This window comes from Sinorhizobium sp. NFACC03, from assembly GCF_900103435.1.
Classification (GTDB): domain Bacteria; phylum Pseudomonadota; class Alphaproteobacteria; order Rhizobiales; family Rhizobiaceae; genus Ensifer.
Map to the genome: position 1 here is coordinate 778,322 of NZ_FMXF01000001.1, position 15,702 is coordinate 794,023.

Annotated in this window: 20 protein-coding genes; 10 read left to right on the forward strand and 10 right to left on the reverse strand. The window is 63.0% G+C overall.

The genetic code is table 11. The features are described from left to right. Positions 1-79: 79 nt before the first annotated feature. From BLU35_RS03780 to nadC, 4 genes are all read left to right on the forward strand, one after another. On the forward strand, positions 80-1,318 hold the full coding sequence (locus BLU35_RS03780; RefSeq protein ID WP_093232152.1) for an MFS transporter: 1,239 nt from the start codon (positions 80-82) through the stop codon (positions 1,316-1,318). A gap of 171 nt (positions 1,319-1,489) precedes the next feature. After that, positions 1,490-2,569, forward strand: coding sequence for a quinolinate synthase NadA (gene nadA, locus BLU35_RS03785; protein ID WP_057252773.1), 1,080 nt, complete (start codon positions 1,490-1,492; stop codon positions 2,567-2,569). Between the two features lie 110 nt (positions 2,570-2,679). Further along, positions 2,680-4,278, forward strand: coding sequence for an L-aspartate oxidase (locus BLU35_RS03790; RefSeq protein WP_058329440.1), 1,599 nt, complete (start codon positions 2,680-2,682; stop codon positions 4,276-4,278). A 50-nt stretch (positions 4,279-4,328) separates the two neighbouring features. After that, the gene (gene nadC, locus BLU35_RS03795; protein ID WP_093232153.1) at positions 4,329-5,237 is read left to right on the forward strand and encodes a carboxylating nicotinate-nucleotide diphosphorylase; all 909 of its coding nucleotides are present in this window, start codon (positions 4,329-4,331) and stop codon (positions 5,235-5,237) included. Positions 5,238-5,255: 18 nt separating this feature from the next. Here nadC and BLU35_RS03800 read toward each other — a convergent pair whose 3' ends face one another. The 9 genes from BLU35_RS03800 to BLU35_RS03840 form a co-directional block, all read right to left on the reverse strand. Next, complete coding sequence (locus tag BLU35_RS03800; RefSeq protein ID WP_058320251.1) at positions 5,256-5,501, reverse strand: hypothetical protein; 246 nt, start codon at positions 5,499-5,501, stop codon at positions 5,256-5,258. Positions 5,502-5,650: 149 nt separating this feature from the next. Then, positions 5,651-6,679: an NUDIX hydrolase gene (locus BLU35_RS03805; RefSeq protein ID WP_057252765.1), complete on the reverse strand. Its 1,029-nt coding sequence runs from the start codon at positions 6,677-6,679 to the stop codon at positions 5,651-5,653. Continuing rightward, positions 6,621-7,160 carry a tyrosine phosphatase family protein gene (locus BLU35_RS03810; protein WP_057252763.1) on the reverse strand — a complete coding sequence of 180 codons (540 nt, stop codon included), beginning with the start codon at positions 7,158-7,160 and terminating at the stop codon, positions 6,621-6,623. The genes BLU35_RS03805 and BLU35_RS03810 overlap by 59 nt, the downstream gene beginning before the upstream one ends. Before the next feature lies 1 nt (position 7,161). Then, positions 7,162-7,770, reverse strand: a complete 609-nt coding sequence (locus BLU35_RS03815; protein WP_057252762.1) for a YfbR-like 5'-deoxynucleotidase — start codon at positions 7,768-7,770, stop codon at positions 7,162-7,164. Continuing rightward, complete coding sequence (gene ygfZ / locus BLU35_RS03820; protein WP_093232154.1) at positions 7,767-8,615, reverse strand: CAF17-like 4Fe-4S cluster assembly/insertion protein YgfZ; 849 nt, start codon at positions 8,613-8,615, stop codon at positions 7,767-7,769. Before ygfZ ends, BLU35_RS03815 begins: the two co-directional genes overlap by 4 nt. Before the next feature lie 202 nt (positions 8,616-8,817). After that, on the reverse strand, positions 8,818-9,609 hold the full coding sequence (locus tag BLU35_RS03825; RefSeq protein ID WP_058329437.1) for a hypothetical protein: 792 nt from the start codon (positions 9,607-9,609) through the stop codon (positions 8,818-8,820). 15 nt (positions 9,610-9,624) lie between these two features. Then, positions 9,625-9,894, reverse strand: a complete 270-nt coding sequence (locus BLU35_RS03830; protein ID WP_093232155.1) for a hypothetical protein — start codon at positions 9,892-9,894, stop codon at positions 9,625-9,627. A 158-nt stretch (positions 9,895-10,052) separates the two neighbouring features. Further along, positions 10,053-10,499 (reverse strand): TIGR02301 family protein, encoded by a 447-nt coding sequence (locus tag BLU35_RS03835; protein ID WP_093232156.1) that lies wholly within the window; start codon positions 10,497-10,499, stop codon positions 10,053-10,055. Beyond that, positions 10,496-10,957 (reverse strand): NUDIX hydrolase, encoded by a 462-nt coding sequence (locus tag BLU35_RS03840; protein WP_057252757.1) that lies wholly within the window; start codon positions 10,955-10,957, stop codon positions 10,496-10,498. Before BLU35_RS03840 ends, BLU35_RS03835 begins: the two co-directional genes overlap by 4 nt. A gap of 60 nt (positions 10,958-11,017) precedes the next feature. On the opposite strand from BLU35_RS03840, the gene BLU35_RS03845 reads away from it, so the two are divergent. Continuing rightward, on the forward strand, positions 11,018-11,791 hold the full coding sequence (locus BLU35_RS03845; protein WP_093232157.1) for an SOS response-associated peptidase: 774 nt from the start codon (positions 11,018-11,020) through the stop codon (positions 11,789-11,791). Between the two features lie 3 nt (positions 11,792-11,794). Here the strand turns inward: BLU35_RS03845 and BLU35_RS35535 are convergent, their stop codons facing one another. Continuing rightward, entirely contained in the window at positions 11,795-11,938 is a 144-nt protein-coding gene (locus BLU35_RS35535) for a hypothetical protein (protein WP_176907119.1), read from the reverse strand. 413 nt (positions 11,939-12,351) lie between these two features. Here BLU35_RS35535 and cysS point away from each other — a divergent pair, with 413 nt between their 5' ends. From cysS to BLU35_RS03870, 5 genes are all read left to right on the forward strand, one after another. Further along, positions 12,352-13,743: a cysteine--tRNA ligase gene (gene cysS, locus BLU35_RS03850; RefSeq protein WP_093232158.1), complete on the forward strand. Its 1,392-nt coding sequence runs from the start codon at positions 12,352-12,354 to the stop codon at positions 13,741-13,743. Positions 13,744-13,850: 107 nt separating this feature from the next. Continuing rightward, positions 13,851-14,231, forward strand: a complete 381-nt coding sequence (locus tag BLU35_RS03855) for a VOC family protein (protein ID WP_058320247.1) — start codon at positions 13,851-13,853, stop codon at positions 14,229-14,231. Between the two features lie 12 nt (positions 14,232-14,243). After that, the gene (locus BLU35_RS03860; RefSeq protein WP_058320246.1) at positions 14,244-14,735 is read left to right on the forward strand and encodes a GFA family protein; all 492 of its coding nucleotides are present in this window, start codon (positions 14,244-14,246) and stop codon (positions 14,733-14,735) included. Further along, positions 14,732-15,208 (forward strand): GFA family protein, encoded by a 477-nt coding sequence (locus tag BLU35_RS03865; protein ID WP_058320245.1) that lies wholly within the window; start codon positions 14,732-14,734, stop codon positions 15,206-15,208. Before BLU35_RS03860 ends, BLU35_RS03865 begins: the two co-directional genes overlap by 4 nt. Next, complete coding sequence (locus BLU35_RS03870; protein ID WP_057252746.1) at positions 15,181-15,702, forward strand: GFA family protein; 522 nt, start codon at positions 15,181-15,183, stop codon at positions 15,700-15,702. Before BLU35_RS03865 ends, BLU35_RS03870 begins: the two co-directional genes overlap by 28 nt.

Sequence of the window (15,702 nt, forward strand, 5' to 3'; positions counted from 1 at the left end):
GATCGCGGCGTCAATATAATTGGCTTTTATCTGTTTTAGCCGCCGCCTAGGATGCCGGTCCATCAATCGGAGATATTTCATGTCCGCTGTTTCCGAAGCATCCGCGCCGTCCCATGCTCGTCAGGAGATGCCCTGGCTGATCATCGCGGCTGGTTCGGTCGTTGCGATGCTCACCTTCGGCCCGCGCTCGGCGATGGGCTTCTTCCAGTTGCCGATGCTCGCCGACACCCGCTGGGATCGGACGACTTTCGGCCTCGCCATGGCCTTGCAAAACCTCTGCTGGGGCTTGAGCCAGCCGTTCTTCGGCGCGATCGCCGACCGGTTCGGCACTTGGCGGGTGCTTGCCATGTCTGGCCTTCTCTATGCTGCGGGCCTCATCATCATGGCCTTTGCCAATGCGCCGATCTGGCTGCATATCGGTGGCGGCGTGCTCGTCGGCATGGCGGTCGGCTCCGGCTCCTTCGGCATTCTCCTGTCGGCCTTTGCCCGCAACGTCACGCCGCATCAGCGGTCGCTCGCCTTCGGCATCTGCACGGCGGCGGGCTCTGCCGGTATGTTCCTGTTCGCGCCGTTGAGCCAGGGGCTGATCTCCGCCTATGGCTGGTCGGACAGCCTCGTCTATCTCGGCGTCCTCATGCTGCTGGTGCCGTTCTTCGCGATTCCACTGCGTGGCAATGCCTCCTCCGGTCGCCAGAGCGAGGCGCAATACAAGCAGTCGATCGGCGAGGCGCTGAAGGAGGCGCTTGGCCACAAGAGCTACTTGCTTCTCGTCTCCGGTTTCTTCGTCTGTGGCTATCAGGTCGCCTTCATCACTGCGCATTTTCCGGCCTATATCGGCGATATCGGCATCGACGCGCGCTATGCGGTGATCGCGCTGGCGCTGATCGGCTTCTTCAACATCATCGGCTCGCTGTCTGCGGGTTTCATCGCCCAGCACTACTCGAAGCCCTACTTTCTGGCGCTGATCTATATCGCCCGCTCGGTGGCGGTGACCGCCTTCCTGCTGCTGCCGCAGACGCCGGTCTCCGTCGTCATCTTCGCGATCGTCATGGGCCTGCTCTGGCTTTCGACCGTGCCGCCGACCAACGCGCTGGTCGCGATCATGTTCGGCACGCGGCATCTGGGTCTGCTCGGCGGCATCGTTTTCCTCTCGCACCAGGTGGGTTCGTTCCTGGGTGTATGGATGGGCGGTTACCTCTACGACCACTTCGGTTCCTACGATCCGGTGTGGTGGCTCGGCGTGGTGCTCGGTATCTTCGCGGCGATCGTCCATTGGCCGATCGAGGAGAAGAGCGTGGTGCGGCCGGCGATGGCCTGACCGCATGTGCAAACTGGGGCGCTGCGAAAAACAGCGCTCCATTCTTGAATTCTGTCACAAAACTTTCTAAATCAACCCATGCGGCTTTGCCGCTTTTGTTTTGGTTCAATTATGCTCAGATTGAGCATAATTGAAAAAGCTGCCCGGGAAGAGGGCGGAGAGGAGATCTCGATGACGCGCGTTGTTTCCCGCAAAGAGGCGGTGGCGAACCCGGTTCTTGTCAGCGCTGCCCAGCGCTTTGGTGTCATCGAAAGACCCGAACTTGCCTTCACGCCAGCGGTCGCACGCGAGACGGAACATCTCTATGAGAAGGTGAAGGACTTTATCCCGGCGATCGAGTGGCCGGTCTATGCGCCCTATGTGCACGCCATCAACCGGCTGAAGAAGGAGCGCAATGCCGTCATCCTCGCGCATAACTATCAGACGCCCGACATCTTCCACTGCGTCGCCGATATCGTCGGCGACTCGCTGCAGCTTGCCCGTGACGCCAGCAAAGTCGATGCCGAGATCATCATCCAGTGCGGCGTGCACTTTATGGCCGAAACGTCGAAGCTGTTGAGCCCGGAAAAGACGGTTCTGATCCCGGACGGTAAAGCCGGCTGCTCCTTGTCGGAATCGATCACCGGCGCCGATGTGCGCCTTTTGAAGCAGCGTTACCCCGGCGTTCCTGTCGTCACCTACGTCAACACCTCCGCCGACGTGAAGGCCGAGACCGATATCTGCTGCACCTCGTCCAACGTGCTTGACGTCGTCGAGAGCCTGGAATCCGACACGGTGCTCTGCATCCCCGACGAATATTTGGCGATGAATGTCGCGCGCCAGACCAACAAGAAGATCCTGACCTGGAAGGGCCACTGCGAAGTGCATGAGCGCTTCACCGCTGCCGAGCTGCTCGCTTACAAGGAAGCCAATCCGGGCATCGAGATCATCGGCCATCCGGAATGCCACCCGGATGTGATCGCCGTTTGCGATTTCGCCGGTTCGACGTCGGGCATGATCAACTATGTCAAGGACAACCGCCCGTCGAAGGTGCTGCTCGTCACCGAATGCTCGATGGCATCGAACATCCAGGCCGAGATCGAGGGCGTCGAGTTCGTCAAGCCCTGCAACCTCTGTCCGCACATGAAGCGCATCACGCTGCCGAAGATCCTCGACAGCCTGCTCAACATGACGGAGGAGGTTCTCGTCGATCCGGCGATCGCTGCCCGCGCCCGCCTTGCGGTCGAACGCATGGTGAACCTCAAGCAGTAGCAATTCCGCCTGGCGGTTCGCCCGGCCTACAGCGCCGCGCGCCTTATCAGGCGCGCAAAGGTCGCTGTAGAATATAGAAACTCTGCATGCGCATTGGAGGAGAATGAAACATGCTGACCGACCACTTCCGCCCGCAATCCTTCAACGGGATTGACGACATCGTCATCGTCGGCGGCGGCCTGGCCGGCCTTTTCTGCGCGCTGAAGCTGAGCCCGAGGCCGGTGACGATCCTGGCTGCCGCGCCCATCGGCCACGGCGCCTCGTCGGCCTGGGCTCAAGGGGGCATCGCCGCGGCCATGAGCCCGGGCGATACCTTCGAGAAACACGTTGCCGACACGCTCGCCGCCGGCGCCGGCATCGTCGACGAGAAGATGACGCGCATGATGGTCGCCGAAGGCCCGGCGCGCATTCACGATCTTCTGGAATATGGCGTGCCCTTCGATCGCGACCTCGAAGGCAAGCTGCTGTTGTCGCGCGAGGCGGCGCATTCCGAGCGGCGCATTGTCCGGGTCAAGGGTGACATGGCCGGCAAGGCGATCATGGAAGCGTTGATTGCCGCGGTGCGCAAGACGCCGTCGATCCGCGTGATCGAGGGTTACGTCGTGGAGGAACTGGTTCGCGAGGGCCGGTTCATCTCCGGCGTCATCGCGCGGCCGGATGCCGGCCAATCGAAGAAGCGCGTCTCGTTTCCGGCGCGTGCCGTCGTACTCTGCTCCGGCGGCGTCGGTCATCTCTATGCGGTCACCACCAACCCTTGGGAAGCCTGCGGGCAGGGAGTCGGCATGGCAGCGCGCGCCGGCGCGATCATCGCCGATCCGGAGTTCGTGCAGTTCCATCCGACCGCGATCAATATCGGCAAGGATCCGGCGCCGCTGGCGACCGAGGCGCTGCGCGGCGACGGTGCCCATCTCCTGAATGCGGCCGGCCATCGCTTCATGCTCGACATTCATCCGGACGGCGAGCTTGCGCCGCGCGACATCGTTTCGCGCGGGGTCTTTGCCGAAGTCCAGGCGGGGCGCGGTGCCTTCCTCGATTGCACCAAGGCGGTGGGCAAGCACTTCCCCGACATGTTCCCGACGGTCTATGCCTCGTGCACCGCGGCCGGCATCGATCCGGTGACCCAGCCGATCCCTGTCGTGCCCGCAGTCCACTACCATATGGGCGGCGTGCTGACGGACGCGGAAGGCCGCACGTCGATCGATGGCCTCTGGGCCGCCGGCGAAGTCACATCGACCGGCGTGCATGGCGCCAACCGCCTTGCCTCCAATTCGCTGCTCGAAGCGGTCGTCTTTGCGGCCCGCATTGCCGAAAACATCAAGGGCACGCTGCCGACGCCGCAGCTCACCGAGTGGGGCGACAATGCCGGCGAGAATGACGATCCGGTGACCGTCGAGGACAGCCCGCAGCTCAAGGTTCTGCGCCAGGTGATGAGCGATTGCGTCGGTGTGATCCGCACCCGCGAGAGCCTGCTGAAGGCAATCCGAGAGATCGAGCGGCTCGAGCGCGAAAATTCGCGCATGCGCTTTACCAACATCATCACCACAGCCAAGCTGATCACCGTCGGTGCGCTACGCCGCACGGAAAGCCGCGGCGGCCACTTCCGCGCCGATTGCCCGGCGGAGCGGCCGGAATGGCGCCGACGCACCTACCTGACGCTCGCCGAAGCCAATCGCCTTTCAAAGGAATTGGCTGAAACGGAACCGGCGTGATCCGGCACTCCGCCACTCGCATGTGACTGAAGCTCAAGGACCGCCAGCAGATGACCGCAGCCTTCCGCCCCGAACTGCCCGCACTGATGATCGAGGACCAGGTGCGCGCCGCACTGCTTGAGGACCTCGGCCGCGCCGGCGACATTACCACGCTGTCGACGATCGGACCGGAGCTGACGGCAACGGCCGGCATGAATGCCCGCGACCCCGGCGTCGTCGCCGGGCTCGATCTCGCGCGCGCCGCCTTCCGTCTGGTCGACCCGTCGATCGGTTTCGAGGCGTTGGCGGCGGATGGGGACCGGGTGGCGCCGGGCACGGCAATCGCCCGCATCTCCGGCCGTGCCCGCGGCCTGCTATCGGCCGAGCGGGTGGGCCTGAATTTCCTTATGCATCTCTCGGGTATTGCGACCTATACGGCGAAATTCGCCGACGAGATCGCCCATACGCGTGCGAAGGTTTGCTGTACCCGCAAGACCATCCCGGGGCTGCGCGCACTCGAGAAATATGCCGTGCGTCTCGGCGGTGGCTCCAACCACCGCTACGGGCTCGACGACGCGGTGTTGATCAAGGATAACCACATCGCCGTTTCCGGCGGTGTCGCCAGCGCCATCCACGCGGCGCGGGCCTATTGCGGCCATCTCGTCAAGATCGAGGTCGAGGTCGATGGTCTCGACCAGATGCGCGAGGCGCTGACCGCCCAGCCCGACGTCATCCTGCTCGACAATATGGGCCCGGAGCTGCTGCGCGAAGCCGTCGCCGTCAACCAGGCATTCTGGCAGCTCTCCACCGACGCCTACGCGCTCGACGCCCGCCGCACCCGGCTCGAGGCCTCCGGCAACGTCAAGATCGATACTGTGCGCGCGATTGCCGAAAGCGGCATCGACTACATCTCGACTTCAAAGATCACCATGGCCGCTCCAACGCTCGACATTGGCCTCGATGTGGTGATCAACCGGTAACGAGCAGTTCAACCAGCGTTATCGCTGCATGATGAACGGGCAGGCGAAGCGCTCGCCGACGGTGATCTGCGTGCCGCAATCGTAGCGGCAGGTCTTGAACTGCCCGTTCGAATCCTGGCTGTTGAGATTGCAAATTGTGGTCTGCGGCTGCATGCCGCCGCCCTGCTGGTTCTTGAAGTAGTCGGGCATCTTTGGTTTCTCGTCGATACCCGACTGGGGCGAGGTTCCGAGCAGCGACGTCAGCAGGGTCAGTGCGAGCAGCATGGGCTTACCTCGGTCTCAAACGTCAGATGGCGGCATACGTGAGTTTCGTCTCCACCCGCTGCACCAATCATATCATGATCCAGCAATGTAGGTGGCGTCTCGGGATGTTTTTAGACGCAGGTCCGCTTTTCAGGGATTATTGACTGCGATCATCGCCCGCCAACCTTGAGGCCGGGGGCAGGGCGCTCGTCGAGGATCTGGCGGCGGAAGCGGAAGAGGGCGGCCGGGCGCCCACCGGTCGAAGACAGTGTCATGCCTGTCGGTTCCACCAGCTCCGCACCTTCGACGAGGCGGCGGAAATTCTGCTTGTGCAGGTGACGGCCGGAGATCGCTTCGACGGTCGCCTGCAGGTCGGTCAGCGTGAACTCCGGCGGCATCAGTTCGAAGACGACAGGGCGATATTTGAGCTTGCCGCGCAACCTCGCGATCGCTGTCGCGACGATGCGGCGATGGTCATGGCGCATGGCCTGTCCGACGGTCAGAACGTCGTGGCCGTTGCCGTGGCCGTCGAGCACAGCTTCGGGCACGAGCCCGGCCTCGTAGAGCAGCTCGTAGCGCTCCAGCACCCGCTCCTCGTCCCAGGGAAAATCGTCGAGACCAAATGCCAGGCGAATGCGTGCCCGGCGGCGGGCGATCCGGGCGGCCTGTTCTTCGCCGGTGGCGCCAGTCTCCCAGCGGGCAAGCCCCGGCAGGATCGCCTGATCGAGGACCGGTGGGCGGCCCTGCCGCCAGTCTTCCCAAGGCAGGTAGCCGTACCAGTCGCGCCAGTGCGCGCCGGCTTCGGCGAGCCGCTCGGTGTTTTCGGCGTCGGTCCTGGTTAGCGCCAGATAGCCGACCGAGACCATGTGTTTGCCTTCTTCGCCCGGAAGCCGCTGCCGGCCGCGATCACCGAAGGTGTAGAGCTGTTCGATATAGCCGAGTTTCAGCGCCGTGCGCTTTTCGACGCGATCGCGCAGGCTCGTCTCAAAGGTCCGATGCAGCGCCGGATCAAAGGGGCCGAAGGGCAGGCTGTCTCGCGCGTCGCCGTCGGTTTCGCTGACGGCAAGGATCCGAGGACTGCGCTGGACGACGGCGACGATCGCCGCATTCAGGCCGATTTCGACCGTCGTCGGCTGCGTTTCAGTCGGCAACGGCTGCCCCCTCGGCAAGGAGCGGCAGGACAAAGGGTGCGTTACCATCGGTGTCCGCACCTCGGCCGATCCCGCGCACGGCGGCCATGAGCCGCCCGTTACGCTGGAGCACCGTATCACCGATCTCGATAAGCCGGCTGTTTGGCGTTGCGAAGGGCGAGGCGCGCCGCAGGCGCTGAACCAATTCTGCGTCATCCTGGTCCGGCTCGGCGGCAAGGGCCGCGATAAGCGCCGCTGCCGGCGAACGCGAAACGCCCATCCAGCAATGGACGAGCAACGGCCGCGCGCGATCCCATTCGCGCGCAAAGGCGACGATCTGCCGGACATGCTCTTCCTGCGGCGCGATGAGGTCGCCGGTGCCGGCAAAGGTGATGTCGTTCATGCCGAGCGTCAGGTGCCGCGCCTTGGCGATGACCCCGGGGCGATGAAAGTCCTGGCCCTTGGCGACAAGGCTGATCATCTCGGTGCAGCCATGGCGAACGGCCATTTCGGCGATGCGGGCGAGTGGCGAAACGACGATCTCCGGCATGTCAGATTTCCGCGCGCGCCGGCAGGCGCTCTGCTTCCAGAACCTGGAACCGTTCCGTGAACAGCCGCTGCGCTTCGACGGCCGGCAAGGGATCGATCAGCAGCGTTTCGCGGGTAATGCCGCGTGGCTGGCCGAAGAACTTGCGCGCCTCTTCGACCGAGAAGCCCGCAAGCACGGTCGCTTCGAAATAGGCGGCGACGTGGTCGGCCTTCTTGATGCGATCCTTCAATTCCTTGGAGCATTGCGCTGGCAGGCCGAAGCGCAGGTGAATGGCGCTTTCCAGCCGCTTTTCCACCGACTTGTAGCCGCCGCCGACCACGGCCTTGAACGGCGAGATCATGTCACCGATCACATATTCCGGCGCGTCATGCAGCAGGGCCAGCAGGCAGTCGTCGGTGCTGCATTTGTTGCTGCGGCGAAAGATGTCCTCGACCATCAGGCTGTGCTGCGCCACCGAGAAGGCGTGGTCGCCGGCCGTCTGGCCGTTCCAGCGGGCAACGCGCGCGAGCCCATGGGCGATGTCGCCGATTTCGACGTCGAGCGGCGACGGATCGAGCAGGTCCAGCCGGCGGCCGGAGAGCATGCGTTGCCAGGCGCGAGTCGACGTCACGCGCTTGCCCCGTCGGCGCTCGTCGGGAAGGTGAGCCCGGTCCATTCGGGCAGGACCATGGTCACCGGTACGTCACCGGCAAGCAACTGAACATCGTTCGCCATGGCTTCTCCCGCCTTGTCGATGCGCACGATCGCGAGTGCCGACTTGCCTTGAACCGTACCCAGCGTGCCGATGGACTTATCGTTCGCAGTAATCGTCGTTCCCGTCGGGGGAAGCGCGGTCTGCGCAGAGACGATCACGACCCGGCGGCGCGGCATGCCGCGGTGCTGCATCCGCGACACCACTTCCTGGCCGACGTAGCATCCCTTCTTGAAGGAAAGGCCGCCGTTCTTGTCGAGGAGAACATCATGCGGAAAAGCATCCTGCGCCACATAATCAGTGCCGGCACGCGCGACGCCCGCTGCGATGCGAATCCGCTCGAGTTCTTCGACGCCGGCCGTGTCGCCGGCTGCTTCGCCATAGGCGCGGAAGAGTGCGACGCCGGCTTTCTCGAAGCGGTGATCCCGATAAGCCCCCTCAGGCGGGGCCTCGTCAAATATCACGGTGACGACCGCGGACGCATCGATCGAAAGGTCGACCGCCGAGCGAAGCTTGTACATCGTCAGGCGCTTCAGCAGTGCTTCCGCCTGGTCGCGCGCGGTCTCCAGCCTAAGGCCGTCGCCGTCACGGGAGATCATGAAGTCGAACAGGATCTTGCCCTGCGGCGTCAGCAAGGCGCCGGGACGCGATTCATCGGGCGCCAGCGCATCGAGGTCGGTGGTGATCAATCCCTGGAGGAGATCTTCGGCGTCCTTGCCGGAGACGGCGACAATCGCGCGGTCGTCGAGGCGAACTCTGGGCATCGTTCGAATCCTGCTCGGCGGGTGGGAACCCGCTCAACCTAGAGCATTTCCAGCAAAAGTATGTAACGGTTTTGTGCCCAGAAATGCGTACAACAAACACCGATCACGTCGCGATCCGGGTCGACTCGACCTGGTACCATCGTGATCTCTTGGCGAAGAGGTAGGATGTTCGGAGAGGATCGGCAAGCTCGGTCGCCCGCGGTCAGTCGCCGGCGATGAAGAATTTCCACTTTCCGTCCGGCATGATGCCGACGCGGTAGAAGTTGTAGCTGCCGAACTCTTCCATGTCTGCAAAGTCCCCTGCGGTGACCAGGCGGAACAGATCGACCTTTTCCGGTGCCGTGAGCGTCGAGAGCTTCTTCTCGGCGAAATAGGGCCAGACATAGGCCTCCTGCGGCGTGCCCTTGTCCACCAGCACGAAACCGGTCGATAGAACGTCGAGCAGGATTGCCAGGATTTCGACACCCTCTTGATCGCCCGAAAGTCCCTTCAGAATCGCGACCGGGTCCTCGTCGCCGGTGACGCCGGTGACCTGGGTTTGGGTCGGGCCCTTGCCGAGCAACGGGCGCAGGCGCTCGATATCGCCGGAAGCAGCCGCTTCGACGATCAGTTCACGCATCCGGGCAACCGGCGCCGGAATCTTGGAAACGTCTGTCAGAACCTCGACAGGCCCGGCCGTCTCAGGCTCTTCGGCCGCGGGGGCCTCGTCCTTGGTGGCCGTCGCTGACTTGTTGATCAGCGGATCGGGCATCGGGATTTCGAGCGGAAGCTTCTCTTCTTCGTCCGGCTCCTCCGCGACAGGTTCGGCCACAGGCGGCGCCGCCTTCTGGTCGCCGGTAGCGGGCTGTTCGGTGGGAACGGGTTGCGGCGCGCCCTGCAATTCGCTGAGAGCAAAGGCGGGGGAAAACGCTGCCGGGGTGCTCACGGCGACACCGGCCAAAAGCAGCGTGGCGAGGCGAACCGGAAGGGTCCGGTTTGCAAGATTCCGAATCATCGGGCAGTCCTGATATTACTGAAGCGTGCGCTGGGGCGAGAACTCGCCGGCGAGGACGCGTTCGCGAAGCGAATTGAGCATCGCTTCCGCACCGTCTTCGCCATGAAGCCGAACGGTTTCCCGCATGGCGAGCGCGATGGCCGCATCGGCGATGATTTCCGGCTCGATACCATCAGCCATGCCGTCCGCCCAGGCCTCGCTCTGGTGTTCCAGCGCAGCCTGCATTTTCTCGTGGACGATCATGTCATCGATGTCGGTCAGGCTTGGTTCCATCATTCGTTCCATGCGACTTCCATTGTGCAAGCGGTTCATTCTTTGGCCGTCCGGCTGAACTCCAACTGAACGGCTGTGACGGACTCGCCACTTCTTACCACTCTCTTAACGAACTTAGCAGCCTTTTCCCGAAACGACACGGGGTCGTGAGAAAAGAGGTTAATTTATTGCTAATTTCCAAAGCGGGCGACGATTTCTGACGCAAGTGTTGCGCCTTCGGCACGGTATCGCTGCTCGGCGACGATCGCCGGTCCCGTGCAGGTCGTATAAACAGAGGCAAAGGTGCGATACCCACGGTTGAAGGCGGCGGTCATCCTTTCGCGTCGTTTGATCTCGTCGGCCGTTTCCTTGTCGATCAATTCCTGCATCGAACGACGCCAGACATCCTCCGGCTCCTTGACGCAAAGGTTCCTGAGATAGTGAACGGAGCCGATGATTTCGGAAAGCCGGATCAACCTCTGGTCGTAGGGTGTGGGTTTCTCCTCCACGACGGCAGGGGCTGCAGCCTCGGTGGTTGCCGTCTCTTTCGTCGGCGTTTTTTGCGCCGCCGCACCGGTGGCGGCTGTCAGCGCGAGGCCGGCCAGGGCAAGCCGCGCAAGCATCGGGGCAGTGATCATGGCTCCACCAAGCCGGAATTGACGGCGGTTTCAAGGCCGCGGCCGGATTCCGTGTCGATCTCCGCGAGCCTTTCCACGCATTCGCGCACGCTGTCCGGGATCGGCAAGGCAAAGATTTCGGCCGGCGTGAACCAGCCAAGACCGGCGGCGTCGTCGCTGGCAACGGCTACCGCGTCGCCACCCGCGTCGGCTCGGAAGACAGAAAGCAGGAAATGCCGTCCTTCCGATTCCTTGCCGGGCAGGTCGTAGGTTTCGAACAGCACAGGATTGCGGGCCTCTATGCCGGTCTCTTCCAACAATTCGCGAAGCGCAGTTTCAGCCGGCGTCTCTCCGGGCTCCGCCCGTCCACCGGGAAAGGCGTACATGTCGGCCGACGGCGGGTTGGCCCGCCTCACGAGCAGGTAGCGGCCGTCGCGTTCGAGAATGACGGAGGAGGCGAGTTCAGGCTTGGTCGACATCGGGAATCAAATTGCCTCAGTAACGTTGACCCATCCTACGTGAAGTGCCACATCCGTGTCATGTGCGGACGTTTTGCGTTGACGGCGACGCCAGAAGAATTGATGGAATTATTTGCGCTGCTGGAAAGCGAAGACTTTCCGGCGCGCTTCAACATAGCGCCCACCCAGCCGATCATGGTTGTGGTTGCCGGCGAACGGGCTCAGCCCGGCAGCAATCTTCCAGAGCGCAAGGCGGTCCTCGTGCGCTGGGGGTTCATGCCCGGGTGGGTCAAGGACCCGCGTGACTTTCCGCTGCTGATCAATGCCCGCGCCGAATCGGCTATCGAAAAGGCCTCGTTCCGGGCGGCCATGCGACACCGGCGCGTGCTTGTGCCGGCCTCCGGCTTTTATGAATGGCGACGGCCACCGAAAGGCAGCCGCGAGCCGTCGCAAGCCTATTGGGTGCGCCCGCGCAAGGGCGGGATCGTTGCCTTCGCCGGCCTGATGGAGACCTGGTCGTCGGCCGATGGCTCGGAAGTCGACACCGCCGCCATCCTGACGACGGCGGCCAATGCCTCGATCCGGCAGATCCACGACCGTATGCCCGTCGTCATTAAGCCCGAGGATTTCACCCGCTGGCTGGACTGCAAGACGCAGGAGCCGCGCGAGGTTGTCGATCTCTTCGGCCCGGTGGCGGAGGATTACTTCGAGGCGATCCCCGTTTCCGACAAAGTCAACAAGGTTGCCAATGCCGGCCCTGACATTCAGGAGGCGGTGACGCCCAATGTCGTGTCGGACGCTCGACCCGAGAGCAAACCGGCCGAACCCGCTAACGCACAGATGTCTCTCTTCTGAGGGTCAGGCGGGCCGCTTGGTCAGCTTGGTCGCAGGCTTCACCTTTGCCTGCAGCGCAGCGGCGAGTACGGCCTTCAGGCCGAGCGGGCGGTACTGTTCGATGAGATTTGCGGATTTGGCGACGTCTTTGGTCTTTGCGGCTTTCACTTGCACTCACTCCTTGATGCTTACCTGAACCGGATACATGCCGTTCTCGTCATTCAGCGCGAAAACGACGCTCCTCCCTGTTCTCCGGAGACAGGAACCGTGGTGCAGAACCAACTACACCGCGAATCTGTTTTCCGCGTGGCGCTCTCAGATAAGCTTAATCATGACAAATCCATGGCCGCCGATTCTGTTTCGATTGCTTACTGTGCTTGCATGCGGCTGACCTCTTGACCGAGCACAGGCGACGCGCGATAAGTGAGCCTATGAAAACGGTTATCTGCATTATCTGCCGGAAGATTATTCGCTAGCGTCCCGCTGGCCTGGCCGTTTTCGTCTCCTAAAATCCAAGATGACAAACGCGCGGGCCGCCCGGGCGCCGTGTTTCGACGGTCGTATGCGTATGGAGATTGGGAATGGGCAGAGCGCCGACACTAAAGCTGTACAACACGCTGACGCGGGAGAAGGTCGAGTTCCGGCCGATCGATCCCGACAACGTCCGTATGTATGTCTGCGGCCCGACGGTCTATGATTATGCCCATATCGGCAATGCTCGGCCGGTGATCGTCTTCGATGTGCTTTTCCGGCTGCTGCGCCACGTCTATGGCGCGGAGCACGTGACCTATGCGCGCAACATCACCGACGTCGACGACAAGATCAACGCGCGGGCGCTGCGCGACTATCCGACCCTGCCGCTCAATGAAGCGATCCGGCGGGTGACAGAGAAGACCGAAACGCAGTTTCTGGCGGACGCCAAATCGCTCGGCTGCCTCGATCCCGACGTGCAGCCGCGGGCGACCGACAACATCGCGCAGATGATCGAAATCATCGAAAAGCTGCTTGCCAAGGCGCATGCCTATCAGGCGGGCGGCGAGGTGCTGTTCGATACCAAGTCGATGGCCGACTACGGTCAGCTTTCAAAGCGCAACCTCGACGAACAGCAGGCCGGCGCCCGCATTGCCGTGGAAGTGCACAAGAAAAATCCCGGCGACTTCGTGCTGTGGAAGCTTTCGGCCGACAACGAGCCGGGCTGGGACAGTCCGTGGGGCAGGGGCCGTCCGGGCTGGCATATTGAGTGCTCGGCGATGAGCAAACGTTATCTCGGCGAGGTCTTCGACATTCATGGCGGCGGGCTCGACCTCATCTTCCCGCATCATGAAAACGAGATCGCCCAGTCCCGTTGCGCCCACGGCACGCAAGTGATGGCGAATGTCTGGATGCACAACGGCTTCCTGCAGGTCGAAGGCCGCAAGATGTCGAAGTCCGAGGGCAACTTCGTCACGATCTACGAATTGCTGCACACGGAGAAGTTTGCCGGCCGCCAGTGGCCGGGCGACGTGCTGAGGCTTGCCATGCTGATGACGCATTACCGCGAACCGATCGATTTTTCGGTGAAGCGGCTGGAGGAAGCCGAACACCTGCTTTCGAAATGGCCGGTGCCGGGCGAGGCGAAGGGTGAGGCCGATCCGGCCGTCGTGGCGGCGCTCGCCGACGACCTCAACACCGTCGCTGCGGTTCAGGCGCTCCATGCGCTCGCCCAGAAGGCGGCGGCCGATCCGAAGCTGCTCGGCACCTTCGCTGCCAGTGCTGCGCTGATCGGCGTTGTGCCTGAGGCGGTCGAACTCGACGAGGGCGTGGTACGCGACATCGACGGCCGCGTCCGCGCCCGCCTGGAACTGCTGAAGGCGAAGAACTTCGCCGAGGCCGACAAGATCCGCGACGATCTTCTCGCCCAGGGCATCCAGCTCAAGGATGGCAAGGATGCGGCAACCGGCGAGCGTGTGACGACCTGGGACATCAAACGGTGATCGCGAGCCCGGCGGCGAATTTTGTCCGATCCCTTTGAGCGGGATCGGACAATGCCTCCAGGAACGGCGGAAACGCGGAGAGCATGCATGAAAGAGGAGTTCGTGCGATGATCGACCACACGGGCATTCCCGTCTCGGATTTCGACCGGGCGCGGTCGTTCTACGACAAGGCCTTCGCTCCGCTCGGCGCCTCGCTGCTGATGATGGTGCCGGTGGAACATACCGGCGGCGTCAAGGTTGGCGGCTATGGCCGCGAACGGCCGGTCTTCTGGTTGCACGAGGCGACGACCGGTCCGGGACGGCACTATGCGTTTTCGGCAAGAAGCCGCGCCGAAGTCGATGCCTTCTACGAGGCGGCGATGGCGGCCGGCGGGCGCGACAACGGCAAGCCCGGGCTTCGGCCGCACTATCACCCCGATTACTACGGCGCCTTCGTACTCGATCCCGACGGCAACAACATCGAAGCCGTCTGCCACGCGCCGGCTTGAGGAGGGGTTGCGATGAGTCTCGACAACAGGCCCTATTATACCGGAGGCTGTCAGTGCGGCGCGGTCCGCTTCCGCGTCGAGGGCAAACTTGGTGACGCATCCGTCTGTCATTGCCGCATGTGCCAGAAGGCGAGCGGCAACTTCTATATGCCCTTGGTTTCCGTTCGCGGCGCCCATGTGACCTGGACGCGCGGCGAGCCGAAGCGCTTTCAGTCGTCAAACGCCGCGCGACGCGGCTTCTGCGCCGATTGCGGCACGCCGCTGACCTACGAGGCACCGGATGGCATGGCGCTCGCCATCGCCACCTTCGACGAGCCGCAGGGCATCGTGCCCACCATCCAGTGGGGCATCGAGGGCAAGCTGCCCTATGTCGATCACGTGGCCGATCTGCCGGGCGTTCATACGATGGAAGATCCGGACGCGATCGAATTTCTGACCAATCTCGTTTCCTACCAGCATCCCGACCACGACACCGAAACCTGGCCCCCGGAGGAAAGTCGATGAGCGAAAACGTTCGAACAGGCGGATGCCAATGCGGCGCAGTCCGTTTCCGTATCCGGGGGCAGCTTGGCCGTCCGTCGATCTGCCATTGCCGCATGTGCCAGAAGCAGTTCGGCTCGTTCTTCTCGGCGCTGGTGACGGCGCCGAAGGATGGCGTCGAATGGGTACGGGACGAGCCGAGCTACTTTCAGTCCTCGGTCAACATCGATCGCGGCTTCTGCCCGAAATGCGGCACGCCGATGACCTACCGGCACCCCGGCGGCCTCGAGATCGCGATCGGCACGTTTGACGATCGCACCGATCTCGCGCCGAAAATCCAGGTCAATCACGCGTCGCGGCTGCCCTGGGTCGATACCATCTTCGAACAGCCGGTGCTGGAGGATCAGGACTTCTATGCGCGGCAGGAGAGCATCATCTCCTTCCAGCACCCGGATCACGAGACCGAGCAATGGCACCCTTCGGGGGCATTCCGGTGACCATCGCCCGCATCTATACCGGTGGATGCCAGTGTGGCGCCGTCCGCTACCGGGCCGAAGGCACGCTCGCGGATCCGCATATCTGTCATTGCCGCATGTGCCAGAAGGCGGCCGGCAACTATTTCATGCCGCTGGCGAATGTCGCGCGCGACAGTTTCGATATTACCCGCGGCCAGCCGTCCTGGTTCCGCTCGTCGCATCTGGTTCGACGCGGCTTCTGCAGCGACTGCGGCACGCCGCTGTTCTATGACATGCCGGATGCGGATTTCATCAATATCACGCTCGGTTCGCTCGACGATCCGGATGACGTGTTGCCCGTCTATCAGGCCGGCGTCGAGTCTCGTGTGCTGTGGTTTTCGCGGCTCGCCAGACTGCCCGAAAAAGAGACGGATGACGGCAGCGAGGTGTCCGCCACCCGCCATCTGATCATACTCGAAACGAACCGCCAGCACCCGGACTACGACACCGTGCACTGGCCGCTGACGAAAGACTGA